We start from the raw sequence: 26,959 nt of genomic DNA, 5'->3' as shown, positions 1-26,959 counted from the left end.
CGACGTGCCGCTGACGATTTCGCAGTACGTCGAGATCCACGGTGATCTGGATGAGGGACGGCTGCTGTACTCGATCGAGCGGTTCGGTGCCGAGACCCAGGTCGGCCAGGTTCGCGTGGTGGAGATCGACGGCAGTCCGTACCAGCTCGTCGATCCGGTGCACCGGCCCGGCTGGGCCCGCATCGACCTGCGCTCGGAGCCCGATCCACACGCGGCGGCGCTGCGCTGGATGCACGAGCACACGAACTCGCCGATCGATCTGGAGCGCGACCCGCTGACCTCCAACGCGGTGCTTCGGATCGGGGAGTCCCACTACATCTGGTATTCCTGCGCCCACCACATCGCCATCGACGGCTACGGCGCGATGAACGCGCTCACCCGCACGGCGGAGATCTACACGGCGTTGGAGAATCAGACCGAGCCGATCGCCTCGCGTGCGAACCCGCTGGCCGAGATCTACGCCGACGAGGCGCGCTACCACAGCTCCAGCCGATTCCACAACGACCGCGAATACTGGCTCGAGCAGCTGTCCGGGGTCGGCGAGCCGGTCACGCTGGGTGGCGCTCGGCTCACCGCCGCCACGCACGACGCTGGTCGCAGACTCGCCACCGCCGTGCTCGACGACGAGCGCCACGCCGCGCTGGAAGCGGCGACCGCCGCGTGCGACACGACCGACGCCGCGATGTTCGTCGCGGCGCTGGCGGCGTATGTGCGGTCGGTGACCGGCAACCGCGACGTGGTCTTGAGCCTGCCGGTCTCGGCGCGCACCACGGTGTCGCTGCGCCGCTCGGCGGGCGTCGTCTCCAACGTCGTGCCGATCCGGTTGCGGATGGACGACTCCACCACGGTCGCCGACCTGGTGAAAGCGGCCGAACTGCAGATCACCGGCGCGCTGCGTCATCAGCGCTACCGCCACGAGGACATCCGGCGCGACAGCGGCTACTCCCGCGACGCGCGCGGATTCTTCGGGCCGATGGTCAACCTGATGCTGTTCCACAACGAGCTGCGGTTCGGCGATCTGGTCGGCTCGATCCACGTGCTGGCCACCGGGCCGGTCGAGGATCTGTCGATCAACGTCTACAACGGCGCCGGCGACCGCCTCCGCGTCGACTTCGAAGCCAATCCCCGGCTCTACAGTGACGCCGAGGTCGGCGTGCATCACGCGCGCTACCTGGACTTCCTCGGCCGGTTTCTGGAGGCCGATCCGCAGACGCCCACCGAATCGCTCGTCGCGATCACCGACCTCGAGCGGGACCAGGTCCTGCGGGCCTGGAACGCCACCGAGACGCCCCGGCAGGACGGCACGCTCGCGAGCCTGTTCGCCGAGCGCGCCGCGGCCGATCCGGACACGATCGCGCTCGAGTTCGGCGACGAGGCGCTGACCTACGCCGAACTGCACGCGCGCGCCAACCGCCTGGCCCGGCTGCTCATCGCCCGCGGCGCCGGTCCGGATACCACGGTCGCGCTGTGCCTGCGCCGCAGCGTCGATCTGGTCGTCGGCATGTACGCGATCGTCCAGGCGGGCGCGGCGTACCTGCCGCTGGATCCGGAGCATCCCGCCGGGCGGATCGGGCAGATCCTGCGTCACGCCGAACCGCTGTGCGTGCTCACCGCGGCACGCGACGAACTCGACCTGCCCGAGGTCGCGCCGAGGCTGGACATCGACACCGCCCGGGTATCCGGCTTCGACGCCGCGCCGATCACCGACGCCGACCGCCGCGGCGAACTGCGCCCCGATCACCTCGCGTACGTGATCTTCACCTCCGGCTCGACCGGAAAGCCCAAGGGCGTCGGCGTCACGCACGCCGCGATCGTCAACCGCCTGCGCTGGATGCAGCACGAGTACCCGCTCGACCGCACCGACGCGGTGCTGCAGAAGACACCAGCGACCTTCGATGTGTCGGTGTGGGAATTCTTCTGGCCCTTGCAGATCGGCGCACGCCTGGTGGTCGCCGCACCCGACGGCCACCGCGACCCGGCCTACCTCGCCCGCGTCATCGCGGAAAAAGGCATCACCACAGCGCATTTCGTGCCGTCGATGCTGTCGGTGTTCGTCACCGAGGCCGACCTGAGCGGCTGCACCGGCCTGCGCCGGGTGTTCTGCAGCGGCGAGGCCTTACCCGCCGCCGCCGTCCGCGAGTTCTACGCCGCATTACCCACCTGCGAGCTGCACAACCTGTACGGCCCCACCGAAGCCGCCGTTGACGTCACCTACTGGCCTTGCGCACCGGACGCAGGCAGCGTGCCGATCGGCTCGCCGGTGTGGAACACCCAGACCTACGTACTGGATTCGCGGCTGCAACCGGTCCCGCCCGGCGCGGTCGGCGAACTGTACCTCGCCGGTGTCCAATTGGCCCGCGGCTACCTGCGACAACCGCGGTTGACCGCGGACCGATTCGTGGCCAACCCGTTCACCCCCGGCGCCCGGATGTATCGCACCGGTGACCTGGCGCGGTGGCAGGTCGGCCGCTCCGGCGACGAGCCGGGCGTGCTGGAATACCTGGGCCGCAGCGACTTCCAGGTCAAGATCCGCGGCTTGCGCATCGAACTCGGGGAGATCGAGGCCGCGCTGCTCGACGACCCGGGGGTGGCCCGCGCGGTCTGCGTGGCGCATACCGGGCGCACCGGCGACGAGCTGGTCGCCTACGTCGTCGCGGCCAAGCACGCGGACGGCGATGTCCGCCTGGACACCGCCGCGCTGCTGACCGGCCTGCGGCGCACACTGCCGGGGTACATGGTGCCCTCCGCGCTGATGCAGCTCGACGAACTGCCGCTGAACGCCAACGGCAAGATCGATCGCAAAGCGTTGCCCGCGCCCGCGGTCGGCACCCGTCCGATTCGGCCGGTGGCCGAGCCGCGCACCGAGGTGGAGCGGGTGCTCGCGAGCATCTTCGCGGAGGTCTTGGACACCGAGATCGGTGTCGAGGACAGCTTTTTCGAGATGGGCGGCAACTCGCTCATCGCCGCGCGCGCGGTGGCCAGGATCAACGCCGCGCTCGGCACCGCGCTGACCATTCGCGATCTGTTCGAGGCCTCGACGATCGCGGCGCTCACCCAGCGTTTCGCCATGCAGACCTCCGACGCGTCGTCGCCGCGGCTGACGCCCGCCGAGCGGCCGGACCGGATCCCGCTGTCCCAGGCACAGCAGCGCTTGTGGATCCTCAACCGGTTCTCCGAGCACGCCGCCGCCTACAACATGCCGCTGGCCGTCGAGCTCGACGGTCCGCTGGACGTGGCGGCGCTGCGCGCGGGCCTGGTCGACGTCATCGAACGGCACGAGAGCCTGCGCACCACCTTCCCGGAGTCGCCGGAGGGGCCCTACCAGCTGATCCACCCGGCCGACGCGATTCCGCTGATGCTCGACCCGATCGAGGCCACCGGCGCCGACGTGGACGCGCTGGCCACCGAATACGCCGGCTACGGTTTCGATCTGCGCAGTCAGGCCCCGATCCGGGTCGCGCTGTATCGCACCGGGCCGCAGCAGCACGTGTTCCTCATCGTGCTGCATCACATCTGCGGCGACGGCTGGTCCATCGCGCCACTGGCCCGGGACCTGATGACCGCGGTGTCCGCGCGCGCCGACGGCGCCGCGCCGCAGTGGACCGATCTGCCGGTGCAGTACGCCGACTTCGCGCTCTGGCAGCGCGAACTGCTCGGCGAGGAATCCGATCCGGCCAGTGCGCTCAGTCGTCAGCTGACGCATTGGCGCTCGGCGCTGGCCGGATTACCCGACCAACTCGACCTACCGCTGGACCGGCCGCGCCCGCTGCACAGATCCACCGTGGGCGGCCGCGTCGATTTCACCATTCCGGCCGAGATCCGCCGTGCCGCGGTCGAATTGGCGTCCAGCCGCGGCGTGAGCATGTTCATGGTGCTGCACGCGGCCCTGGCCACACTGCTGTCGCGGCTGTGCGCGAGCGGGGACATCGCGATCGGCACGCCCATCGCGGGTCGTTCGGACCCGGCGCTGGACGATCTGGTCGGCATGTTCGTCAACACGCTGGTGCTGCGCACCGAGGTCGACCCGGCCGCCGGCTTCGACCGGATGCTGGACGTGGTCCGCGAGGCCGACCTCAACGCCTTCGCCAACGCCGACGTGCCGTTCGAGCGGCTGGTCGAGGTGGTCAACCCGGAGCGCTCGCCGTCGCGCCATCCGCTGTTCCAGGTGATGCTGTCCTACGATCACGCGCCGGATCTGCGCATCGAACTGCCCGGCGTGCGCGCTCGGGTGCTGCCGATCGCCACGGACGTCGCGAAATTCGACTTGCAGCTGGTTGTGCACGACGACACCGGCGATGGGCCGCTGTCGGCCGAATTCGGTTATGCCACCGATGTTTTCGATCAGAGCACGGTGCGGTCGTTCGCGCGCCGGTTCGTCGCGATGCTGAGCGGGGGTGTGGCCGCGCCCGAGCTGCCGGTGGGCGACCTGCCCATCCTGGACCGCAAGGAAACCGAGAACCTGGTGCCCCTCGGCGGCGCACCGGCCGAGTCGCCGATCACCCTGGCCACGTTGCTCACCGGCACCGCCGAGCGGCTGCCGGACGCGGTGGCGGTGCGCTACCTGGGCGCCGACACCACCTACCGGGAACTCGACGAGCGCTCGAACACCCTGGCCCGCGCCCTCATCGAACACGGCGCCGGTCCCGAGATGGTCGTCGCGATCGCACTGCCACGCGGCCTGGACGCGATCACCGCCGTGTGGGCCGTCGCCAAGACCGGTGCGGCCTACGTGCCGATCGACCCGAGCTACCCCGGTGAGCGGATCGCGCACATGATCGGCGACTCCGGCGCCATGGTCGGCCTGACCGACTCCGCGAGCCTGGCCGCCATGCCCGCCTGGCCGCAGGCGCAGGGCAGGCACCGCAAATCGCAGGTCGACTGGCTGGTGCTCGGCTCCGACGAATTGGCCGCCGAACTCGCCGGTTATCCGGCGGATCCGATCACCGACGCCGAGCGACACCAGCCGATGCGGGTGAGCCAACCGGCCTACCTGATCTACACCTCCGGCTCCACCGGCACGCCCAAGGCGGTCGTCGTCACGCACGCGGGCATCGCCTCGCTCGCCGCCGAGCAGACCTACCTGTTCGGCGTCTCGGACGCGGCGCGCACGCTGCACTTCTCCTCACCCAGCTTCGACGCGTCGGTACTGGAGATGCTGCTCTGCTTCGCCGCGGGCGCCACCATGGTGATCGCCCCCGCGGGCATGTACGGCGGCGCCGAACTGGCCGGTCTGCTGCGCGAGGAGCGGGTGACGCACGCGTTCGTGACGCCCGCCGCGCTGGCCACCGTGCCGAACGAGGGGCTCGACGACCTCCAGGCGGTCATCGTCGGCGGTGACGCATGCTCTGAGGAACTGGTCGAGACCTGGACCGCCGGACATCGCATGCACAACATGTACGGCCCGTCGGAGGCCACCGTCGCCGCGACCGCGTCCGGGCCGATGGCGCCGGGTCGCCCGGTGCCGCTCGGCATGCCGGTGCGCGGCATGCGGCTGTTCGTGCTGGACAACCGCCTGCACCCGGTGCCGCCGGGCACGCCGGGCGAACTGTACGTCTCCGGCCCCGGCATCGCCCGCGGGTACCTCGGCCGCTTCGGCCTGACCGCGCAGCGATTCGTGGCCAACCCGCACGGCAGGCGCGGCGAACGCATGTACCGCACCGGCGATCTGGTGGTCCTGGAGCGGTCGGGACAGTTGCGCTTCCTCGGACGCGCCGACGACCAGATCAAGATCCGCGGTTTCCGCATCGAACTGCGCGAGGTCGACCACGCGCTGCGCATGCATCCCGGCGTCCGCTTCGCGCTGACCGTGGTGCACACCGACGAGCGCGGCCAGGTACGGCTGGCCTCCTACGTGACGGCCGACCGGCCGGTCGAGCCGAAGGCCGTTCTGGAGACCGTGCGCCAGCAGCTGCCCGGCTACATGGTGCCCGCGTCGATCGCCGTGCTGGACGAGGTTCCGGTCACTCCGGCGGGCAAGCTGGACCGCAAGGCGTTGCCGGAGCCGGTGTTCGCGGCTTCGGGCACCTCCCGTGCGCCGAGCACCGAGCTGGAGTTGCAGGTCGCGGGCGTGTTCGGCGATGTCCTCGGCCGCCCGGTCACCGGCGCGGAGGACAGCTTCTTCGATCTCGGCGGCAACTCGCTGCTGGCCACCAGGCTCGCGGCGGCGATCCACGCGAAGTTCGGCGTGGAGCTGCCGGTGCGGTCGATCTTCGAGATGCCCACCGTCGCCGGGGTCGCCGAGCAGCTGGCCGCGGCGCCCCGGACGCGGCGGCCGGCGCTGGCGGTGCAGACGCCGCGTCCGGGACGTATCCCATTGTCGCTGCCGCAGCAGCGGTTGTGGTTCCTCAACAGATATGCGCCCGAATCGAGCGCCTACAACATCGCTTTCGTGATCCGCATCGCCGGTGAGCTGGACGTGCCTGCCTTGCGCGCCGCGCTCGCCGACCTGGTGCGGCGACATGAAGTGCTGCGCACCGTGTTCCCGGAGGACGCCGAAGGCGCCCAGCAGGTGGTGTTGCCGGTCGAGCGGGCGGTGCCGGACGTGGTGGCGACCGACATCGACGATTCCGGTGCCAAAGCCGCGCTGGAAGCCTTGGCGCACACCGGTTTCGACCTCACCCGGCAGACGCCGGTGCGTGTGTCGCTGCTGCGCACCTCGCCCGAGCGCTATCTGCTCGGCATCGTGGTGCACCACATCGCCGCCGACGGTTGGTCGCTCGGCCCGCTGACCAAGGACCTCGCGACCGCGTATGCGGCACGGCACGAGGGCGATGCGCCGTCGTGGGCTCCGCTTCCGGTGCAGTACGCCGACTTCGGGCTCTGGCAGCGCGCCTGCCTCGGCGCCGAGGACGACCCGGCCAGTGTGGCGAGCACCCAGTTGGAGTACTGGCGGAGAGCGCTGGCCGACATTCCCGACCAGCTGCCGATGCCCTACGACCGGCCGCGCCCCACGGAGCCGACCCAGCGGGCCGGAACCGTGCGTTTCACGGTGCCGGAGCCGGTGCAGCGCAGACTTTCCGAGATCGCCCGCGACCAGGGCGTGAGCAAGTTCATGGTGCTGCGTTCGGCCTTCGCGGTGCTGCTGCGCTGCGTCACCGGCGGCCGCGACATCGTGATCGGCACACCGGTGGCCGGCCGAACCGACACCAAGCTCGACGAGCTGGTCGGCATGTTCGTGAACACGCTGGTGCTGCGCTCGGACGTGGACCCCGACCGTGGCTTCGCCGACTTGCTGCGCGCCGACCGCGACACCGAGCTGGCCGCGATGGCGCACGCCGACATCCCGTTCGAGCGCATCGTGGAGGAACTCGGCCGCGAGTCCCGCTCGTCGGGCCGGCACCCGCTGTTCCAGGTGGCGCTGAGCGTGCAGGACGGCCCCGTGCCGACGCTGGAGCTGCCCGGCCTCGCGCTGCGCGCGGAGCCCTTGGATATCGCGCTGGCGAAATTCGACCTGGAGTTGCGCGTCGCGAACATCGGTTTCGACGCCGGAGCACACCTCGGCGATCCGGGCAGCTTCGAATTCGTCTATGCCGCCGAACTTTTCGACGAGGCGACGATCGAGACACTGGCCGACCGGTTCCTGCGGGTGCTCGCCGCCGTCACCGCCGATCCGCAGGTGCTGGTGCGCGACATCGACGCGCGCACCGAACGCGAGCGCCGCACCCTCGCCCCCGCGAAGGGCGGCCCGGTTTCCCCGCCGAGCACGCTGGGTGACTTCTTCACCGCCACCGCGCGCAGGTATCCAGACCACCCGGCCCTGTGCTCTGACGCCACATCGCTGACCTACGCCGAGGTCGATCAGCGCTCGAACCGTTTGGCGCGCGCGTTGATCGCCCGCGGGCTCGGGGCGGAGGACCGGGTCGCGCTCGGCCTCACCCGGTCGATCGATTCGGTCGTCGCGATGCTCGCCGTGGCCAAGTCCGGCGCCGCGTTCGTGCCGGTCGACCCGAAGTACCCGGCCGATCGGGTTCGGCACATGCTCAGCGACTCCGGCTGCTCGATCGGCATCACGGCCGACGAGCACGCCGAGCGACTGCGTGCGAGCTCCCCGGCGGACGTGGACACCGAGTGGCTGCTGCTGGACAGCGCCGAATTCGCCGACGAATTGGGCGGATACGAGGCAGCGCCGATCGGCGACATGGACCGGGTGCGCGCCACCCACGTGTCCGACCTCGCCTACCTGATCTACACCTCCGGATCGACCGGCGTCCCCAAGGGCGTCGCGGTCACCCACGCCGGTCTGTCCAACTTCGCCGACGAGGTTCGCGACCGCATGGGTGTCGACGAGCACTCTCGCACGCTGCACTTCTCCACGCCGAGCTTCGACGCGGCGGTGTTCGACCTGGTGCTGGCGGTGGGTGCCGGTGCGGCCATGGTGGTCTGCCCGCCGGACATCTACGGCGGCGACGAGTTGGCCGCCCTGTTGGAACGCGAGCGGGTCACTCACACCTTCATGACCACCGCGGCCCTGGCCACCATCGACCACGAGCACTGGTCGCTGCCGCATCTGCGTTCGCTGATGATCGGCGGCGAGGCATGCGCCCCGGATCTGGTGGCCCGCTGGGCGCCGGGCCGGATGCTGCGCAACGGCTACGGGCCCACCGAGACCACGATCGTCGTGAGTGCGTCGAGCCCGATGCGCGTCGGCGAGCCGATCACCATCGGCACCCTGGTGCGGGGTGCCAGGGCGTTGGTGCTCGACGAGCGGTTGCGTCCGGTGCCGGTCGGCGTGCCGGGCGAGCTGTACCTCGGCGGCCTTGGCATGGCACGCGGATACTTCGACCGATTCGGGCTCACCGCTGCGCGTTTCGTGGCCGACCCGTACGGCCCCGCCGGCGCCAGGATGTACCGAACCGGTGACATCGTGCGCTGGAACGCGGCCGGAGAGCTGGTCTACCTGGGCCGCAGCGATCACCAGGTGAAGATGCGCGGGTTCCGCATCGAACTCGGCGAGATCACCGCCGCGCTCTTCGACCATCCCGCGGTGCGGTTCGCGCACACCGAGGTACGCCGCATCGCGGACGCCGACCGGATCGTCGCGTACATCCAGCCCGCCGATCGCAAAGCCGGCGTCGACGTCGGGGCGGTGCGTGCCGCCCTCGCGCGGCGCCTGCCCGCGCACATGGTGCCAGCGAGCATCACAGTGCTGGACACCATCCCGCTGACGCCCGTCGGCAAGCTGGACACCAAGGCGCTGCCGGAACCGCGGCTCGTCGCCGACACCGCGAGCCGCGAGCCGCGCACCGACACCGAGCGCCTGGTCGCCCGGGTGATGGGCGAGCTGGTCGGCGTGTCGGGCGTCGGTGCCGAGGACAGCTTCTTCGACATCGGCGGAAACTCGCTGCTGGCAACCCAACTCGTCGCCCGGCTGGCCGCCGCGACGAACGTGCGGCTCGCCGTGCGCACCGTGTTCGCCACGCCGACGGTCGCCGATCTCGCCGAACTGCTGGACGCGGGCGCGCACTCCGACGAGGGACGTCCCGCGCTGGTGCGCCGGAGTCGTCCGGAGCGGATCCCGCTGTCGGCCGCACAGCGGCGGCTGTGGTTCCTCAACCGATTCAACGCCGGCGGCGCCTCGGTCGCGGATCGGTCGGCGGGCGCGTACAACATCCCGCTCGTCTTGCGCATGACCGGCCGCCTGAACGTCGACGCGCTCGTCTCCGCGCTGCACGCGGTGCAGGCCAGGCACGAAACGCTGCGCACGGTGTTCCCTGAGGTCGACGGCGCACCCGTCCAGGTCGTCCTCGACCAGGAGGACGCGGCGATCTCGCTGCAGCGCGCGACGGTGGCGCCCGACCAGGTCGAGGACGCCGTACGCCGCTTCGCCGCACCGGGATTCGACCTCGCCGCCGCCGTCCCGATCCGCGCGGCGCTGTTCTCGCTGTCGACCGGCGTGGCCGGCGTATCCGAGGAGCACGTCCTGGTGCTGGTCGTGCACCACATCGCGATGGACGGCTGGTCGCTGGAACCGATGGCCGCCGACGTCGCCGTCGCCTACCGCGCGGCGTGCGCGGGCGTCGCGCCCGACTGGCCCGAGCCGGAGGTCCAATACGCCGATTACACCCTGTGGCAGCAGGACCTGCTCGGCACCGAGGACGACCCGGACTCGCTGGTGAGCAGGCAGCTCGACTACTGGCGGCGCACCTTGGAGGGCATCCCCGAGTTGCTGACCGTCCCGGCCGACCGCCCGCGCCCGCCCACGCCGTCCTATCGGGGTGGCACCGTCGAGTGCGCGGTGGACCCGGTCACCCACCGCGAATTGCAGGCGATCGCGGGCAGCAACAATGTCAGCCTGTTCATGGTGCTGCACGCCGCGCTCGCGGTCCTGCTGCACCGTATGACCGCCACCGACGACATCACGATCGGCTCGCCGATCGCGGGCCGCGGTCACCCCGCGCTGGACCGGATGGTCGGCATGTTCGTCAACACGCTGGTGCTGCGCACGCGGATCGACCCGAACGCCCGGTTCACCGATCTGCTGCACACCGTGCGCGAAACCGACCTGGACGCCTTCGCCAACGCCGACGTGCCGTTCGAGCGGCTGGTCGAGGTGCTCAACCCGGCCAGATCCCAGGCGCACCACCCGATGTTCCAGGTGATGCTGTCGGTCCGCAACGAGCCGGTGGGCGGACTCGACCTGCCGCGGCTGCGGATCGAGGCGGCCGACTCGGACACCGGAGTCGCCAAGTTCGACCTCCAGTTCACGCTGACCGAAGCGCAGACCGCGCACCGCGACCCGGCCGGTATCAGCGTCGCGGTGAACTACGCGACGGACCTGTTCGACGAGTCGACCGCGCGGCGTCTCGGCAAGCGACTGACTCGGCTGCTCGCGGCAATCGCCGCCAATCCGACCACCGCGGTGGGCGATCTGGAACTGCTCGATCCCGCCGAATGGTCCGGACTGGCTCCGGTGCGCGGTGCGAAGCCGGACCGGCCGGTCACCTTCCCCGAGGTGTTCGAGCAGGCGGCCGACGTCGACCGCGCCGCGGTCGCTCTGGTCTCCGACGGCACCGAGGTGACCTACGGTGCGCTCGACCGCTGGACCAACCGGCTCGCACGGGTGCTCATCCGGCGCGGCGTGGGGCCGGAAACACTAGTGGCCCTGGGCATTCCGCGGTCGGTCGAGTCGGTGGCCACGATGCTGGCGGTGGCCAAGGCCGGGGCGGCGTTCGTGCCGGTCGACCCGCTGTACCCGCACCAGCGCATCGCGCACATGCTGTCGGATTCCGTTGCGGCGCTGGGTATCACGCTGTCGGGCTACCGCGGCGAGCTGCCCGAGGGCACGGAGTGGATCGTGCTGGACGACCCGCAGTTCCGCGGGCTGGTGCTCGACGCGCCGGACGCGCCGATCACCGACGCCGAACGCCCCGCGCCGCTGCGGATCGACAACCCGGCATACGTGGTCTACACCTCCGGCTCGACCGGCACGCCGAAGGGCGTCGTGGTCACCCACGGCGGGTTGTCCAACTTCGCCGCCGAGACCGCGCAGCGGTTCGATGTCGAGCCGGGCTGCCGCGTGCTGCACTTCGCCACACCGAGTTTCGACGCCGCGATGCTCGATCTGCTGCTGGCCCTCGGCGGTGCGGCGACCCTGGTGATCACGCCCCCGGGCGTGGTCGGCGGTGAAGATCTGCGGCGGATGCTCATCCAGGAGCGGATCACCCACGCGTTCATCACCACCGCGGCCCTGGGCACGGTCGACCCCACCGGGGTCACCGAGTTCCAGCACGTGCTGGTCGGCGGCGAGGCGTTGCCGCCGGACCTGGTGACCAGGTGGGCGCCCGGCCGCAACCTGTACAACGTGTACGGGCCCACCGAGACCACCATCGTCACGGTGATCTCGCAGCCGATGGAGCCCGGCGGGCCGATCACCATCGGCGGCCCCATCCGAGGCGTCAACGCGGCCATCCTGGACGCGCGCCTGCATCCCGCACCCGTCGGGGTCACCGGTGAATTGCACCTGGCGGGAGACGCGCTGGCGCGCGGTTACCTGAACCGCCCTGGCCTGACCGCGCAGCGGTTCGTCGCCAATCCGTTCGGAAAGCCAGGGGAGCGGATGTACCGGACCGGTGACCTGGTGCGGTGGTGGACCGGATCGAGGGACAACGAGCCTGCGGCGGACTCCGCGCAGGAGATCGAGTACGTCGGCCGCACCGATCACCAGGTGAAGATCCGCGGCTTCCGTATCGAGCTCGGGGAGATCGACGCCGCGCTCGGGCGCCACGGCGCGGTGGCGTTCTCCACCACGATCGGGCACCGCACCCCCGCGGGCGCGACGGCGCTGGTGTCGTATGTGAAGCCGCGTGACGGTGTCACGCTCACCGCAACGGAGCTGACCGAGCATCTGGCCGGGCAGGTGCCGAACTACATGGTCCCGCAGTCGATCATGCTGCTCGACGAGGTACCGCTGAGCCCGGTGGGCAAACTGGATCGCGCGAAGCTGCCCGAGCCGGTCTTCTCCGCCAGCAAGGGCTACCGCGCACCGTCCACCCCGACGGAGGCGGCGCTGTGCGCGGCGTTCGCCGAGGTACTCGGTGCGGCGTCGGTCGGCGCGGACGACGGGTTCTTCGAACTCGGCGGCAACTCGCTGCTGGCCACGAAAGTGGTCGCCCACCTGAGGGAATCGGGCATCGACCTGCCGGTGCAGTTGATGTTCGGCGACGCGACCCCCGCGGCCATCGCCGCACGCCTCGATCGCGCGGGCGAGACCTCCTCCGCCGCGGTCGCCTCGGTGCTGGAACCGGTGCTGCCGATCCGGCCGAGCACGGCGCCGGGCCAGGCACCGCTGTTCTGCGTCCACCCGGCGATCGGGTTGGCCTGGTGCTATTCGGGGCTGCTCGCGCACCTGGCGCCGGACCGCCCGGTGTACGGGTTGCAGGCTCCGCACGTCGCGGGGGAGGACGGCTACGGGTCGATCGCCGAGGCGGCGAGCCACTACGTGGAGGCGATCAAGACGATCCAGCCCGAGGGGCCCTACCACCTGCTCGGCTGGTCGCTCGGCGGCCTGATCGCGCACGAGATGGCGGTGCAGCTGCAGCAGGCCGGTGACGAGGTCGCGTTGCTGTCGATGATGGACAGCTACCGGCTCTCGGACGACTTGCTCGAGCACGCGACTCCCAGTGTCGCCGAGATCGTCGACGAGCTCGGCAGCGACGAGCTCGGCGCGGAGATCGACCCGGAGATGAGCCTGCGCGACGCGGCGGACCTGCTGCGCGCCCGGTCCGGACCGTTCGCGGCGTTGACCGTCGAGCATCTGGAGCGGCTCTACACCGGCTACCACGACGGTGCGGTGCAAGCGCACGGCTTCCAGCCCGGCGTCTTCGACGGCGACCTGGTGTTCTTCACCGCGGGCGACGACGAGGTCAACCGGTCCCACCCGGAACGGCGGGCCAGCTCCTGGCAGCCGTACGTCACCGGCGCCATCCACGATCACGAGCTGCGCTGCAAGCACTCCGCGATGACCACCCCGGAAGCCTTGGCGGTGATCGGGCCGGTGCTGCGCACGTGGCTGGACCCGACGAAGCCCGGTGCCGGCGAGGTGACGTCGTGAGTTTCGCGGTGGAGGTGACCGGCCTGGTGAAGAACTACGGCCGGGTCCGGGTGCTGGACGAGGTCGACCTGCAGATCCCCACCGGCACGGTGATGGGCCTGCTCGGACCGAACGGCGCGGGCAAGACGACGACCGTGCGGATCGTCACCACGCTGCTGAAACCGTGCGCCGGGTCGGTGCGCGTCGCGGGTGTCGATGTGCTGCGCGATCCCGCCGCGGCGCGCAAGCGGATCGGCCTGTCCGGCCAGTACGCCGCCGTCGACGCCAACCTCTCCGGCTACGAGAACTTGCGCATGGTCGCGCGGTTGTACGGGATGTCGCCGCGGCAGGCGTCCGCTCGGGCGGAGGAGTTGCTCGGCGCGCTCGGGCTCGAGTACGCCGCGCATCGCAGGGCGGGCACCTACTCCGGCGGCATGGCCCGTCGCCTCGACCTGGCCGGCGCGCTGGTCGCCCGACCGGCCGTGGTGGTGCTGGACGAGCCGACCACCGGTCTGGACCCGCGCGGCAGGCTGGACATGTGGCGTGTCATCGGCGATCTCGTCGACGACGGCACCACGGTGCTGCTCACGACGCAGTACCTGGAAGAGGCCGACCTGCTGGCCGACCGCATCACCGTCATCGACCACGGGCGGGTCATCGCGCGCGGCTCGGCCGACGAGCTGAAGACCTCCATCGGCGGCGACCGGCTGACCGTGACGCTGGCCGCGGGCCAGGCCGCCGAGCCCGCGCTGGCGGTGCTGGCGCAGATCGGCGTCGGCGAACCCGGTCACGAGGCCGGGACCGACGAGGTGTCGGTGGTGGTCGGCGACGGCTCGCGCACCATGGTGGAAGCGCTGCGCCGACTCGATGACGCGGGCGTCTGCGTGGTCGACGCGAACGTGCACCGGCCGAGCCTGGACGACGTCTTCCTTTCCATCACCGGCAAACCGGGCGGCGCGGCTGTCACGAACCCGGAATCCGACGACGTACAAGAGGAGATCATGTCGTGAGTACCGCAGTGGTCCGGGAGGCGACCCCGAAAGCGGAGCCGGAGATGAAACCCGCAGCACTGCAAGGGGTTCCGGGACCGCGGCTGCGGTTGTTCCGGGACAGCGCGATCGTCGCGCACCGCAACCTGCTGACCATCCTGCGCGTGCCGACGCTGCTGGTGACCGCCACGATCCAGCCGCTGATGTTCGTGTTCCTGTTCGCCTACATCTTCGGCGCCTCGCTCGGCGGCGGCCAGTATCGGGAATTCCTGCTCGCCGGCATCTTCACCCAGACGGTCGCGTTCAACGCCGCGTTCACCACCGTCGGCCTGGCCGGAGACTTGCAGAAGGGCATCATCGACCGGATGCGGGCGCTGCCGATGTCGCGGCTGGCCGTGCTGATGGGTCGCACGCTGTCGGATCTGGTGGTCAACATCCTCAGTCTGGCCGTGATGGTCGGGTGCGGATACGTGGTCGGCTGGCGCATCCACGGCGGCGTCGCCGACGCCGTGCTGGCGTTCGCGGTGATCCTGTTGTTCGCGTTCGCGATGTCCTGGGTCGGCGCGCTGACGGGCCTGCTGTCGCCGACCGTCGAGGTGGCGCAGAGCGCCGGGCTGATCTGGTTGTTCCCGCTGACGTTCATCTCCTCGGCGTTCATCTCGGCCGAGACACTGCCCGGCCCACTGCGCACGATCGCGGAATGGAATCCGATCACTGCGGTGTCGGCGTCCGGGCGCACGTTGTTCGACAACGGTTCTCCGCCCACCTTCGTCCCGCCCACCGGTTGGGCGGCCGATCACTGCGTCGAGTACGCGGTGGCCTGCTCGGTGGCGATCCTCGCGGTGGCCGTGCCGCTGGCGCTGCTGCGTTACCGCAAGGTGGCCAGCCGCTGACCGCGGCACGATGACCCGACAGCGAACGGCCGCCGCATCGTCGGATGCGGCGGCCGTGTCGTGCCGATGGAGTTCTCAGGCGCGGCGGCGCGTCTTGAGCAGTTCGAGGCGCTCCTTGAGCAGTTCCTCCAACTCCTCCTTGCTGCGCCGCTCCAGCAGCATGTCCCAATGGGTGCGCGGCGGCTTGACCTTCTTGGTCTCCTGGCTGGTGCCCTCGATCAGGACGCCTTCCTGACCGTTGCGGCACAGCCAGGTCGGCGGGATCTCCGCGTCGTCGGCGAACGGTACGTCGAACTCCTCGCCGTTGTCGGTCCGGTACCGGGCGATCCGGCGCGGAGCCAGGTCGTGGTCGCGATCGGTCTCGTAGCTCACCGCTCCGAGCCGACTGCCTCGGAGTACGCGATCTGCCATGGTGTGCCTCTCCCTGTGTGCTCGAGTCTTCGTGCGCTGCGACCGTGTCCGCGCGAGCGGGCACGCTCGCTGGACCTACTGTGCAACGATCGGGCCTGCGCCGATAGTTCCCGACGCGGCCGCGGTGAACCGTTCCATTGTAGTGCCACGGGCGCGCTGAGCTCGCCATGCCCGGCGCGCGCCGGTTGCGGTGGGGGTCGCTGAGCGGATCGCGGGCCGCGAGCTATTAGTGTTCTGCCTCATGTCGCGCAGCCGCTTGCTGTCCTGTTTGTGGTGCGGACGGGAGATCGTCGAGTCGGAAGCCGGGCGTCGCCGCCGGTATTGCCGTCAGTCCTGTCGCCAACGCGCCTACGAACATCGCAACAGCGTGAAGGGAACCGGGATTCCCGACGATTCGGTGGTGCTCAGCGCCCAGGAGGCCGCCGACCTGGCCGACCGTTGGTTCGCCGCCCGCTGCGCCGCCGAGGATGTCGCCACGGCCATTGCCGAGGGGGCCACGCCCGAGGAGTTGGCGGCGCTCGGCAAGACCTTGGTCGAGCTCACCCGCGACGCGGAACGTCTGCGCTGATCGATTCCGCGGGCGGTAGCCCGCCGCGGTGGAGCCGATATACCGCGGCGAGCAGCGCCGCGACCGTCGCGGCGAGCCCGGCGGCCGCGGCGGCCGTGACACTGTCCGGGTGGACCAGCGGTTGAGCGCGCATCGCCTGCCAGAAGACGAGGGCGAGCAGGCCGGAGTAACCGGCCGCCAGCACGCCGACGACGGCCGCGCGGGCGCGTTCGGAGCGCAGCCAGCGGTAGCGCGGCGCGAGCCGGGCCAGGGCGAACGAGACGAGCAACAGCACCTGGATGCCGTGCAGGCCGACGAAGTGGGGTACCCGCAGGTCGCCGCCGACGGTGCTCCAGTGCGTGATCGGCATGCCGCCCATCGCGTCGCGCGGTGCGAGGTCGCCGGTGTCGGGCGCCACGGTATGACCCGCGGCCAGTTCGACGACCCGGCCTTCGCTGTCGCGGACGAGTTGTTTCCCGGTGAAACCCATCAGATACCCCAGCGCCATGCCCACGACCGCCAGCGCCAGCCCGGCATGGACGGCCCGTGCCGTCGGCCGGTCGACGAGCCGCTGCCAGGACAGGATCACCACGATGACCAGATTGGCGAAGAACAGACCGGGCACGCCGGAGGCGAACACCAGCTGGCCGATCGAGTTCACCGGATCGCCTTCGGTGTTGAAGTGGCTGAACGTGCCACGCGCCGCCTGCACCACGATGAATCCGACGTCGACCGATCCCGTCACGGCGAACACCGTGCCGAGCCACCAGGTAGCGCGACTTCCCTTGTGCGGCAACGACAGCAGCCAGGCAAGGGTGAGACCGTACAGAAAGAACGCGAGGCCGAACTTCATCGGCTTGAGCCAGACCGATTCGCCGAGCAGCGTGCGGTCATCAAAAGGCATCGCGACCAGCGAGAACAGCACGAGCGCGGCCATCGCGGCGCTCGTCACCAGCAGTGGGCGGTGCAGCCGCGTGACTACCGGCGCGTTCGTGGACCCGTGCTGCCGCGGTTGATTCGGCGCGACGCCGGAATATGTGGGGAGCATGGACCGAACGTAGGAATCGGGGATCCCTGCGGTCGTCCCGCCGCAGCGGTATTCGTGTCTCATACCCCGGTATCGAGGCGCCGCCGCTCCAGCTACGGGAGAGCTGCCGCGTGCGGATCGAAGAAGCCGCCGGGCCGCGAACGCGGCGTTGCGTTCGCGGCCCGGCGGCGGGTGACGGAGGGGTCACCGAATCGGTTCGCGAGCCCCTCATTGTCTCGCGAAGGGGGGTCCGGTCAGCCCGGATGCCGCATGACGTCGATGCCGCGTTCAGCCAGCCAGGGCGCGGGATCGATCTTTTCGCCGCTGGGCAGGTGAACCTCGTAGTGCAGGTGCGGACCGGTGGACTGGCCCCGGTTGCCGACGGTCGCGATGACGTCCCCGGCGCGGACCGGCTGACCGACGGCGGCGAGGATCTCGTTGACGTGGCCGTAGACGCCCACGGTTCCGTCGTCCTGTTGCACTCGCACCCACAGGCCGAAGCCGGAGGCGGGACCGGCCTCGATCACGACGCCGTCGGTGACCGCGGAGATCGGAGCGCCGAGCGGGTCGCCGAAGTCCAAGCCCGCGTGCATCTCGCCCCAGCGGGTGCCGAAGGTGGAGGTGAGTACCCCGGCGACGGGCCGGACCGTCTTCGGGCGGACGAATTCCTGGGCGATGCGGTTCGCGTCCCACGGCGCGGGAGCCGGAGCGGACTGCGGCGCCGGGGCATCGTGCAGGGGGAAGGAGGCGAATCGCGCTCGGCCCTGGGCCGGAGCGATTTCGCCCGAAGCGATCTTTCCCGCGACGAGGCGGGCGGAAGCGTCGGTGTCCTGGTCCTGTTGCGCGGCGGCGAGGACGCCGACCGAGGCGGTGACGATCGCGGAGACGGCCGCCAGGCGGGTGGCGGCGCGGTGGCGGCGGAACCGGGTCGCGCCGCGACGGATTGATAACGGGAAGGTCACGGGCATAGAACGAACGTAAGGGAGTGCCGCGGACCTCCCGCAATCCTGTGGCAACTGTCACGGGCGGATAAACACCCAGCTCGCGTATTACGGAGAGATAACAGTCCGCCGCTATTCCGGGAGCGACCTGGGGAAATGGTCCAGCCGGGCGAGTTGACCAGCGAAACGCTGCGCACTCAGACTATGTGAGTGGCCACTAATGGAGTTCGCGCGCTGACCGCGCTGGCGGACCCGACCCGTCGCGCGATTTTCGAGGCGTTGCCGCAGGCGCGTTCGGTCGGGCAACTCGCGCGGGAGGTCGGCGTGAGCAGCTCGGCGGTATCGCAGCACCTGCGCGTGCTGCGCGAGGCCCGGCTGGTCATGGTGCGGCCGGAAGGCAATCGCCGACTGTATTCACTGGACCCGCGTGGCCTCGCCGATGCGCGCGACTACCTCGAACAGTTCTGGCCGAGCGCGATCGCGGCGTACTCCGCCGCACTGCGCACCGCTGCGACGGAGACCGCCTGACCTGGTCGAACCGGCCCGGCGGAGACGGCGGTCCGCCGCGGTCATCCGACGCGGCGGTAGGCAGTGCCTCTGCGCTCGGTGCCCGTGCCGGGCAAAGTCCGTTTGCTCAGCTGGTTGTCGACGGCATTGATCACCTCGGTGACGCCGATGCGCAGCAAGCCGGGGTCGGGAGTGTCGGCGTCCGGGTCGCCGACTTGGCCTGCCCACAGCACCGCGTGCCTGCCCAGCAGGTGGGCGGGAGGACCGCCCCACCGGGGTGGCGTGGGGCCGAAGAGCAGGACCGTGCGGGTGCCGAACGCGGTGGCCAGGTGTGCGACGCCGGTGTCGCCGCAGATCACCAGCGCGGCCTCGGCGATGGTGGCCGACAGTTCGATGAGGTTCTGTTCCCCGGCGAGGACCCGGCCGACGGGCAGTCCCGCCCGCGCGGCGATGCTCAGCGCGAGTTCGCGTTCGTATTCGTCGCCGGTGATCACCACCTCGCGACCGAGCACCAGCAGGTGCCGGACGACCGCGGCGAACCGGTCGGGGGGCCAGCGGCGTGCCGGTGCGCCCGCGCCCACGTGCACCACCACGCAGTCGCGGTGGCTCGTCGTCGCGACCGGTGGAAGCAGGCCGAGGTTGCGCCGATCCGCGCCGATGCCGTCGTATTCGAGCAGATGGCACCAGCGGTCGACATCGTGCATGTCGGTTTGCCAGTCGGGGCCGGACAACTCGGGGAAGGCGGCGTTGCGATAGGTGAGGATGCGCCCGGGCTGTGTTTTGGCCAGTGTGACGAGACTTTCGGCGCTGGGGCCGTGCAGGTTGACCGCCAGTTCGGGTGGCGGGCCGTCCCAGCGCAGGCTGCCCGGTTCCGCGGTCGGCACCAGGGCGTCGACCGAGGTGATGAGGTCGACGATCGGCTTGAGCCGCTGCGGGGCGGCCAGGACGATCCGGTCGTGCGGCTTGGCCCGGCGCAGCGCACGTAAAGCCGGGACCGCGGTGAGTAGATCACCCAGCCCACGTGCCCGCAGCACGAGCAGAACCGCCACCCTCTTCTCCTAGCCCCGAGCCTCACCGAACCCCGACCCACCCGCTGCACCCCAGGGGCGTACACGAAGAGTCACTCAGTGATGACTACCCGACCGGTCGGAGCGATAAACGCGAACGGCGGGCGCGTCCGCCTCGTCACCTGCCTCGGCGCAGCCGACTCCGGTCAGCAAATGTGCAGTAAACCGAAGCGGGCGAGCTATAGCATCACGTTATGACGACAAACAGCGTGCTAGAGGGTCCTCTGCAGTCTGTTGCCCGCCGTGCGTGGCAAACCGTCTTGGTCACCGGCATCCTCGCGGTGATCCTCGGCGTCCTGATCCTGGTCTGGCCGGATATCACGCTGCTGGCCGCGGGCATCATCTTCGGCGTGTACCTGGTGGTCACCGGCTTCCTGCAGTTGATGGCGGCGTTCGGCGCGCCGTCGAGTACCGGCTTCCGGGTGCTGTCCTTCATCGTCGGCGTGCTGTCCATCGTCATCGGCGTGTTCTGTTTCCGCGACGAGCTGGCCTCGATCCTGCTGCTCGGGTTGTGGATCGGCATCGGCTGGCTGTTTCGCGGGATCGCGTTGCTGATGGCCGCGATCTCCGAGCCCGGGTTGCCGGGACGCTGGTGGCAGGTGTTCTTCGGCATCGTGACCGCGATCGCCGGTGTCGTGCTGATCATCTGGCCGGTGCGGTCGGTGGCCACGCTGGCCCTCGTGGCCGGAGTGTGGCTGATCGTGCTCGGCATCATGGAGATCATCGTGGCGTTCGGGATTCGCACCGACGCCCGAACCCTGCGCGCCGCGGCCGCCTGACCCCGATCCGGCGGAGCCGGGAGCTACGGTCACCCGGCCCGCCCAGGCATGCCCGGCGACCAGTGCGGTTGGGTCCTGGTGCAACTCGTGACACAATCGCAGGCGCATTTTCCCAGAGGTCGGCTTCGGGGTTGGCCGGCATCGAAAGAACTGGAGCCGCGAATGATTCGTACTGCTGGGTTTGTCGGTGCGCTGGCCATGGCCGGGGCCGCTGCCGTGCTGTCGGCGGGGACCGCGCAGGCCGCGACCGGAACGGTGACGATCAACGGCGAGCCGCATGTGGACCCGGTGGGCTGCCTGAACACCGACGGCACCTTCTTCTCCACCCTCCAGGTCACCGTCGGCAACCTCACGGATCGCCCCATCACTCTGCACTCCGGCCCGGACTGCACGGGTACGGTGGTCGGTGAGCTGCCTGTGGAGAAGCTCGGTTACCTGCCCAAGGGTGGCAGTATCTCCGTCGGATAGCCGACGGCTTCACCAGCGCCTGGCGAACGGGTCCGAGCTGCCCGAGCGGACGCTGCCGTTCGGACCCGAAGCCGGGGCCGCCGTGGGCGGCTTGTGCGTGGCGAGGATCCGACCGCGTTTGCGGGGCGCGATGTTGGCGCGGGTGACATCGCCGTCGTAGTGGGCCAGCACCTTGGGGTCCATGACGCGACGCCACAGGGGCGGTACGGCGGCGAGCACGATCATGGTGGCATACCCGGCGGGAAGCTGCGGTGCCTCCTGCGAACTGCGCAGCGTCTGGTAGCGCCGCCCGGGATTGGCGTGGTGGTCGCTGTGTCGCTGCAGGTGGAACAGGACGACGTTGGTGAGCAGGCGGTCGGAGTTCCAGCTGTCGGCCGGTGAGCACCGTGCCCAGCGGCCGTTGGGCAGCCGCCGCCGCAGCAGCCCGTAGTGCTCGATGTAGTTCACCGTCTCCAGCAGCGCGGCGCCGATCACCGCCTGGACCAGCAGGTACGGCAGGATGGACCAGCCGAAGAGGGCGAGCAGGGCACCGAAGAGCGCCAGCGTCATCGCCCACGCTTGCAGGAGGTTGTTGCGACTGCTCCACCAGCGCAGCCCTTTGCGCTGCAAGCGTTCTTGTTCCAGGCGCACCGCGGAGCGGAATCCGCCGACGACGGTGCGAGGGAAGAACGCCCACAGTGACTCGCCGAGCCGCGCGCTGGCGGGGTCCTCGGGTGTGGCGACCCGGGCGTGGTGACCCCGGTTGTGCTCGACATAGAAGTGTCCGTAAGCCGATTGCGCGAGCGCGATTTTCGCCAGCCAGCGTTCGAGATGTTCGACCCGGTGGCCGAGTTCGTGCGCGGCGTTGATGCCGATTCCGGACATGAAACCCATGGTGACCGCCAAGCCCAGCTTGTCGACCCCGCTCAGCTCGTCGCCGGCCCACATGTAGGCCGCGATCAGCAAAGCGATGAATTGGATGGGCAAGAACAGATACGTGCACCACCGGTAGTACCGGTCGTTGGAGAGCGCCTCGTAGTCTTCCTCGCGCGGATTGGTGCCGTCCTCACCGATCGCCCAGTCCAGCACCGGGATCACGATCAGAATGATGATCGGCTCGATCCACCAGAACACCGCGGCTCCGGTGTGCAGCACCAGCTGGGACGGCAGCAGCCCGAAACCCGGAGCCAGCAGACTCAGCACCCACAGGGGGCGCTTCGGATCCGCCTTGTCCCGATTTCCGCGAAAAAGACTGCGCTGCACCGTCATCGGATTCGCTCCGGCGCTTCGGTCCGATGCGTCGCCGCCGGACAGGCGGCGCCGGCATGCGGAATCTGTGTCGTCCGCCCGTCGCCGCGGCCTCGGCCCGCGGCGACGGCCAGCGTGGGGAATGCGCACCAAGTCGATTCGACGGCAGGGTCACCGAAAGCTTGGTGGCGGTGAGCCAACTCCGACATTCGACCCTCCCTTCACAATTCCGAGCTAGCGAACGAACACTGAACGGTGCACCACGGCACCGACCCGTCGGCTCTGACAGCCGCGGAAACATCCGGCGGAACATTGGGGTGAATCTCGCTGGCTTCGCACCGCGGGCCTGGGCGATCGCCTCGGTGCGCTCGGCCGGTTCGGTTGCCGAGTGCGGGGTCGGATCTGACGCCGACCCGCACCCGGCAACGGCACCACCTCAGCTGCGACGAGCCGTGCTCGGCACGAGCAATGCGCGGGCCGTACATCCGATTGGGATACTGACGGTATCGGAGTCGGTCGTGCCTGCGCAACTAGAGCCCGGGACTAGGGCAGCGCCGCGCAGTTGCTCGGGGCGGGCTCGCCCGCGAGTCGAGCGGTCATCCAGTCCTGCGAGGCCACCAGGGACGGGAAGAAGGCCAGCACGTGGGTCACCCGCAATCCCGTGATGACGCTGGGGATATCGGCGTTCGAGTCCAGCTGGACGGGCGCCCCGCTACCGCACCACCTCGCGGCCATGTCGCGCACGGGCGGATACGGCGCTCCCTCGTCGTTCGGGCTGGAGGCGATGAGTACCGGCACCCGCGGGGCGAGCGTGCCGACCCGCTGTGCGTCGAATGCCGCTCTCAGCGCCGGGGACCGATCGATCACCGCGGTGAGAGGTTCTCCGCTGGTTGTCCACTGGGACGTGAATTGATGCAGCTGGGCAAGTCCGAGCGGAACGGCGCATTTGTCCTGGGCTTCGCGCAAGATCGCCTTGCCCGTGTCGTTGAGTTCGGCTTCCAGCACCGGGCGGGTTTCCGGGTAGTTGGCGGCGATGCCGTTGAGGATCCAGGCGAAGGCGGGCCCCATGGCGGCTCGGCCGTCGTTGTGCCCGATGAAGTACTCGTCGTCCACCACCGGACCGCCGACGTAGGCGCCACGTACGTTCAGTTCGGGGGCGTAGCTCGGTTGCAGTTCGGCCGCGCCCGCGGAGGCCATGCCGCCCTGCGAGTAGCCGTAGAGAATGACCGGCGCGTTGCCCCCGAGGCTGGTCCCGGGCAGTTGCAGCGCGGCACGCGCGCCGTCCAACAGCGCGTGAGCTTGCGCTTTGCGGTTCAAGAAGTCGTGCACCTCGGGCGTGCCCAGGCCGTGGTAATCGGTCACCATGACCGACATGCCGCGGGCGAGAAGCGTGTAGATCGCCAGCACGTCATATTCGACGATGACGTCCAGCGGAGGCTGATACTGGACGAACTGCGCCAGCAACTTCGAGGGCGCGCACTGATCGCCCTGTCCTTTCGTGCCGACTGCGTAGGAGACCAGCGGGCGCTCGCCCGGGCCGGTCCACGGCTGGGATGCCTCCAGATACGTTCCCACCACCGCGGTCGGTGCGTCGTGGGTATCGCTGCTGACGTACATGACCCGCGTCGCCGTCGCCGGGATCGCTCCGGGTCCGCCAGGGATCGACAGCGCCAGATGCGACGGTTCGGTGCGGATGATCGTGCCGGGCACCGACGATGGCAGCGGCACGGGCGGCAGGTAGAAATCAGCGGCGGCTTCCGCGGCCGGCTGCGTCCATGCGTGTGGTGCAGAGATCGCGCCGCCTCCGACCACGAGGAGGGTTCCCGTCAAAGCTGCGGCGACTTTGCCTAATCGGCTCCTCACGATTCGATCCTTCCTGCGATTTGGGATACCGCTGGCATCTACAATCGGATACTGAGAGTATCTGAAGGGATATCGGTTGTCTGCGAATCAGGATGAGAGTCGGCGGCTTCAGGAATATGGGCCGGTGGATCGGCCGACTCGAGCTCAGAGTCAGGCACAGACGCGCGCGGTGCTGATCGCCACCGCCAAGCGACTGTTCCTGAACGAGGGTTATCAGGCCACGAGCATCGATAAGGTCGCCGAGGCCGCGGGTTTCACCAAAGGGGCGGTGTATTCGAACTTCCGCACCAAAGACGAACTGTGTTTGGCCGTGCTCGACGAAATTCACGGCGAACGTGCGGCCGAGATCGCCGACATCATCGCCGCGCCGACGACCGCGGAGCGTCTGCGACGGCTCGCGGAATGGGCCGAGCGGGTCATCGGCGATCCGAACTGGACACAGCTGGAACTGGAGTTCAGTGTGCACGCGCGGCGCAATCGCCAGCTGCGCGCCGAGCTCGCGACCCGGCTCGGTGCCATCGTCGGCATGATCGGCACCGCCCTGCGCACGACCGAGGACGTCGACACCCAGGTGCCGACGGCCGAGGCCGCCGTCGCTGTGCTGGCGCTCGGTGTCGGGCTGGGCCTGTTCCGGTCGATCGATCCCGGCATTCCGGTTACCGGAATGATTTCCGCGCTGCGCGCGATCGCCGGACTGTCTCGGGACAGCTGACACCGTCGGTGGATATCCGCGTTCTATCGCCTGAAACACCAGGTGGCCGAAACGATATTTTGGTCGTCGCGCATTTACTCGGCATGGCCGCTGTAATCTGTCAGGCCTCGAAAAGCTGCTGCCCGAGATAGCCACCCCGCGACGGCACTCCGGGCGGTAGCGCGAACACCGCGGATCCGATCGGCGTGGTCCAGACGTTGAGCGCGTCGAACTCCGCGAGACGGCGCTGGACCGGCAGGAACTGGGAGTCCACGTCGCGTTGGTAGGCGGCGAAGAGCAGGCCCGAGTTCGAGATGCGACCGGGCGCTGGTGCGTCGTCGTAGTTGTAACCACGCCGGAGGAATCGTTCGCCGTCGTGCGTGTGATGGGCGCGAGCGATGTGCGACGACGGCGGAATGACCGGAATGCCGTTCGAATCCACGGCGGTGAAATCCGGCTCGTCGAACTCGTCGGTCCCGGTCAGCGGTGCGCCGTTGGCGAGGGTGCGTCCGACGGTGAGTTCCCTTTCCTCCCGATCGATTTCATCCCACGTGTCCAGCGCCATCGCGATCCGCCGCAGCACGCACGAGGTACCGCCGGCCAGCCACGGCAGGGTCGCGCCGTCGTCCCACACCAGGCGGGTGAACTCGGGCGTGTCCGGCGCGAGATTCGCGGTGCCGTCCACCTGACCCATCAGATTGCGCGGCGTCGTCCCCGGCGCGGCATCGCGGAATCCGCGCTGCACCCAGCGCACGGCCACCAAGGAGGACACGCTCCGGCACAGCACGCGCACCGCATGCGACACCGTGGTCACCTCGTCGGCGCAGATCTGCAGCAGCAGATCGCCGCCGGTCCAGGCCGGTTCGAGCCGGTCGATGGCGAACGGCGGCAACGGCCGCAGCCAGGACGGCCGCAGCTGTTCGAGCCCTGCCGCCGTGAACACGGCGGGCCCGAAACCCACCGTGACGGTGAGCCGCGCGGGGCGCCGGGCGAGGTCGGGTTCGGTGTCGGCGAGCGCGGGACGGCCCTGGGTGAGCCGGGCGGCGTCGTCGGTCCAGATTCTCAGCAGGCCGACGAGGTCGTCGCGCCGCGTGCCCGGCTTCAGATCGAACGCGACGAATGCCGCGTGCGATTGGGGGGCAGTGGCGATACCCGCTTGGTTCGGTCCGTAGAACGGTACCGTCGCGGCCTCGCGTGCGATTCCGGATTCTCGCGTCCCGGTCAGCGCCGCCGCGCCGAGTCCGATCCCGGCGGCGCCGGCCGCGGCGGCGCCGCCGCCCAGCAGACGCCGCCGGTTGATCCCTTTGGGTCGCGATCCGTTCCGCTCAGCCACCGTGCGAGGGGGTCTGCGCGCCGGCATGCGGTGCGCCGTCCGCGTGGTCGGGCACGTAATTCTCCTGGTTGCCGGAGAAGTCGCGCACCTGGGCGGTGAAGGTCGTGGTGGAGCCGTCGTCGAAGGTCAGGGTGACCGACGTCGCCGAGCCGGTGCGCAGCGGTCCGTGCAGATCCATGAACATGATGTGGTCACCGCCGGGCTGCAGCTGTTTCTGGCCGTGCGCCGGAATCACGAAGCCGCCCTGTTTGGGTCGCATGGTCTTCGTTCCGTTCGCGTCGGTGACCACTTCGTGCAACTCGATCCGGCTGGAGGCGGGGCTGGTCGCCGACACCACGGTGCGCGGCGTGTCGCCGGTGTTGGTCAGGTCGCCGAACGCGGCCGACATCCCGCCCTCGGCCGCCTTGACCCATTGATCGGCGATGGTCACGGCGTCGGTGGAGGACGCGGCCTGCGTCTTGTCGTTCGACGAGCAGGCGACCAGGAGGAACGGCACCGCCGCGGCGGCTGCCACGCCGCGCAGGAGGCGAGCGGTGCGCGATACGACGTGCGGTGGGTCGAAAGTGTTGGTGGGCATGGAAACTCCGAAGATATGAGATGTGGTGGTGGTTGCGCCGATGACCGAGGTCCGCTGTCGTCTCGTGCCGTGTTCGGCCCAGCCCGGACCGCTCGATGGCGGCGGGTTCAC

The 26,959-nt window shown here is 69.8% G+C and carries 16 protein-coding genes; 8 read left to right on the top strand and 8 right to left on the bottom strand.

The window, feature by feature from the left end:
* Positions 1–4: 4 nt before the first annotated feature.
* The 3 genes from ON34_RS13830 (at position 5) to ON34_RS13820 (ending at position 15,410) form a co-directional block, all read left to right on the top strand.
* A complete protein-coding gene (locus tag ON34_RS13830; protein ID WP_051022534.1) occupies positions 5–13,549 on the top strand; it encodes a non-ribosomal peptide synthetase in 13,545 nt (4,514 codons plus the stop codon).
* The gene (locus ON34_RS13825) at positions 13,546–14,538 is read left to right on the top strand and encodes a daunorubicin resistance protein DrrA family ABC transporter ATP-binding protein (protein ID WP_040779430.1); all 993 of its coding nucleotides are present in this window, start codon (positions 13,546–13,548) and stop codon (positions 14,536–14,538) included. The genes ON34_RS13830 and ON34_RS13825 overlap by 4 nt, the downstream gene beginning before the upstream one ends.
* Before the next feature lie 89 nt (positions 14,539–14,627).
* Positions 14,628–15,410, top strand: coding sequence for an ABC transporter permease (locus ON34_RS13820; RefSeq protein ID WP_040779512.1), 783 nt, complete (start codon positions 14,628–14,630; stop codon positions 15,408–15,410).
* 75 nt (positions 15,411–15,485) lie between these two features.
* Here ON34_RS13820 and ON34_RS13815 read toward each other — a convergent pair whose 3' ends face one another.
* Complete coding sequence (locus ON34_RS13815; RefSeq protein WP_040779429.1) at positions 15,486–15,821, bottom strand: RNA polymerase-binding protein RbpA; 336 nt, start codon at positions 15,819–15,821, stop codon at positions 15,486–15,488.
* A gap of 241 nt (positions 15,822–16,062) precedes the next feature.
* Here ON34_RS13815 and ON34_RS13810 point away from each other — a divergent pair, with 241 nt between their 5' ends.
* On the top strand, positions 16,063–16,389 hold the full coding sequence (locus ON34_RS13810; RefSeq protein ID WP_083889409.1) for a hypothetical protein: 327 nt from the start codon (positions 16,063–16,065) through the stop codon (positions 16,387–16,389).
* Here ON34_RS13810 and ON34_RS13805 read toward each other — a convergent pair.
* Together ON34_RS13805 and ON34_RS13800 are read right to left on the bottom strand one after the other, a co-directional pair.
* Positions 16,361–17,416: a hypothetical protein gene (locus tag ON34_RS13805; protein ID WP_051022531.1), complete on the bottom strand. Its 1,056-nt coding sequence runs from the start codon at positions 17,414–17,416 to the stop codon at positions 16,361–16,363. The two genes, ON34_RS13810 and ON34_RS13805, sit on opposite strands and share 29 nt — an antisense overlap.
* A gap of 233 nt (positions 17,417–17,649) precedes the next feature.
* Positions 17,650–18,363 (bottom strand): M23 family metallopeptidase, encoded by a 714-nt coding sequence (locus ON34_RS13800; RefSeq protein WP_083889408.1) that lies wholly within the window; start codon positions 18,361–18,363, stop codon positions 17,650–17,652.
* Positions 18,364–18,546: 183 nt separating this feature from the next.
* Between ON34_RS13800 and ON34_RS13795 the strand changes: the two genes are divergently transcribed.
* Positions 18,547–18,864: an ArsR/SmtB family transcription factor gene (locus ON34_RS13795; protein WP_040779428.1), complete on the top strand. Its 318-nt coding sequence runs from the start codon at positions 18,547–18,549 to the stop codon at positions 18,862–18,864.
* A 41-nt stretch (positions 18,865–18,905) separates the two neighbouring features.
* Here ON34_RS13795 and ON34_RS13790 read toward each other — a convergent pair whose 3' ends face one another.
* The gene (locus ON34_RS13790) at positions 18,906–19,892 is read right to left on the bottom strand and encodes a glycosyltransferase family 9 protein (RefSeq protein WP_040779427.1); all 987 of its coding nucleotides are present in this window, start codon (positions 19,890–19,892) and stop codon (positions 18,906–18,908) included.
* 212 nt (positions 19,893–20,104) lie between these two features.
* Here ON34_RS13790 and ON34_RS13785 point away from each other — a divergent pair, with 212 nt between their 5' ends.
* Together ON34_RS13785 and ON34_RS13780 are read left to right on the top strand one after the other, a co-directional pair.
* The gene (locus tag ON34_RS13785; RefSeq protein ID WP_040779426.1) at positions 20,105–20,689 is read left to right on the top strand and encodes an HdeD family acid-resistance protein; all 585 of its coding nucleotides are present in this window, start codon (positions 20,105–20,107) and stop codon (positions 20,687–20,689) included.
* A 162-nt stretch (positions 20,690–20,851) separates the two neighbouring features.
* Positions 20,852–21,157 carry a hypothetical protein gene (locus ON34_RS13780; protein WP_040779425.1) on the top strand — a complete coding sequence of 102 codons (306 nt, stop codon included), beginning with the start codon at positions 20,852–20,854 and terminating at the stop codon, positions 21,155–21,157.
* A gap of 9 nt (positions 21,158–21,166) precedes the next feature.
* On the opposite strand, the gene ON34_RS13775 is transcribed toward ON34_RS13780, so the two are convergent.
* A complete protein-coding gene (locus ON34_RS13775) occupies positions 21,167–22,405 on the bottom strand; it encodes an alkane 1-monooxygenase (protein ID WP_051022529.1) in 1,239 nt (412 codons plus the stop codon).
* A gap of 522 nt (positions 22,406–22,927) precedes the next feature.
* Positions 22,928–24,247 (bottom strand): lipase family protein, encoded by a 1,320-nt coding sequence (locus ON34_RS13770; RefSeq protein ID WP_157172297.1) that lies wholly within the window; start codon positions 24,245–24,247, stop codon positions 22,928–22,930.
* Positions 24,248–24,371: 124 nt separating this feature from the next.
* Between ON34_RS13770 and ON34_RS13765 the strand changes: the two genes are divergently transcribed.
* Positions 24,372–24,959, top strand: coding sequence for a TetR/AcrR family transcriptional regulator (locus ON34_RS13765; RefSeq protein ID WP_040779420.1), 588 nt, complete (start codon positions 24,372–24,374; stop codon positions 24,957–24,959).
* A gap of 100 nt (positions 24,960–25,059) precedes the next feature.
* Here ON34_RS13765 and ON34_RS13760 read toward each other — a convergent pair whose 3' ends face one another.
* A complete protein-coding gene (locus ON34_RS13760) occupies positions 25,060–26,271 on the bottom strand; it encodes a Dyp-type peroxidase (RefSeq protein WP_040779418.1) in 1,212 nt (403 codons plus the stop codon).
* A complete protein-coding gene (locus tag ON34_RS13755; RefSeq protein ID WP_083889406.1) occupies positions 26,264–26,848 on the bottom strand; it encodes a copper chaperone PCu(A)C in 585 nt (194 codons plus the stop codon). Before ON34_RS13755 ends, ON34_RS13760 begins: the two co-directional genes overlap by 8 nt.
* Positions 26,849–26,959: the final 111 nt, after the last annotated feature.

The organism is Nocardia pneumoniae NBRC 100136 (genome assembly GCF_000308755.1).
GTDB classification, from domain to species: Bacteria; Actinomycetota; Actinomycetes; order Mycobacteriales; family Mycobacteriaceae; genus Nocardia; species Nocardia pneumoniae.
This window is presented reverse-complemented; position numbering and strand designations above follow the sequence as displayed.

Bases quoted from the DNA above. Each gene is read 5' to 3' on its own strand.
- ON34_RS13815 (WP_040779429.1), bottom strand. From the start codon at position 15,821: ATGGCAGATCGCGTACTCCGAGGCAGTCGGCTCGGAGCGGTGAGCTAC.
- ON34_RS13810 (WP_083889409.1), top strand. From the start codon at position 16,063: ATGTCGCGCAGCCGCTTGCTGTCCTGTTTGTGGTGCGGACGGGAGATC.
- ON34_RS13805 (WP_051022531.1), bottom strand. From the start codon at position 17,416: ATGCTCCCCACATATTCCGGCGTCGCGCCGAATCAACCGCGGCAGCAC.
- ON34_RS13800 (WP_083889408.1), bottom strand. From the start codon at position 18,363: ATGCCCGTGACCTTCCCGTTATCAATCCGTCGCGGCGCGACCCGGTTC.
- ON34_RS13785 (WP_040779426.1), top strand. From the start codon at position 20,105: ATGACGACAAACAGCGTGCTAGAGGGTCCTCTGCAGTCTGTTGCCCGC.
- ON34_RS13780 (WP_040779425.1), top strand. From the start codon at position 20,852: ATGATTCGTACTGCTGGGTTTGTCGGTGCGCTGGCCATGGCCGGGGCC.
- ON34_RS13775 (WP_051022529.1), bottom strand. From the start codon at position 22,405: ATGACGGTGCAGCGCAGTCTTTTTCGCGGAAATCGGGACAAGGCGGAT.
- ON34_RS13755 (WP_083889406.1), bottom strand. From the start codon at position 26,848: ATGCCCACCAACACTTTCGACCCACCGCACGTCGTATCGCGCACCGCT.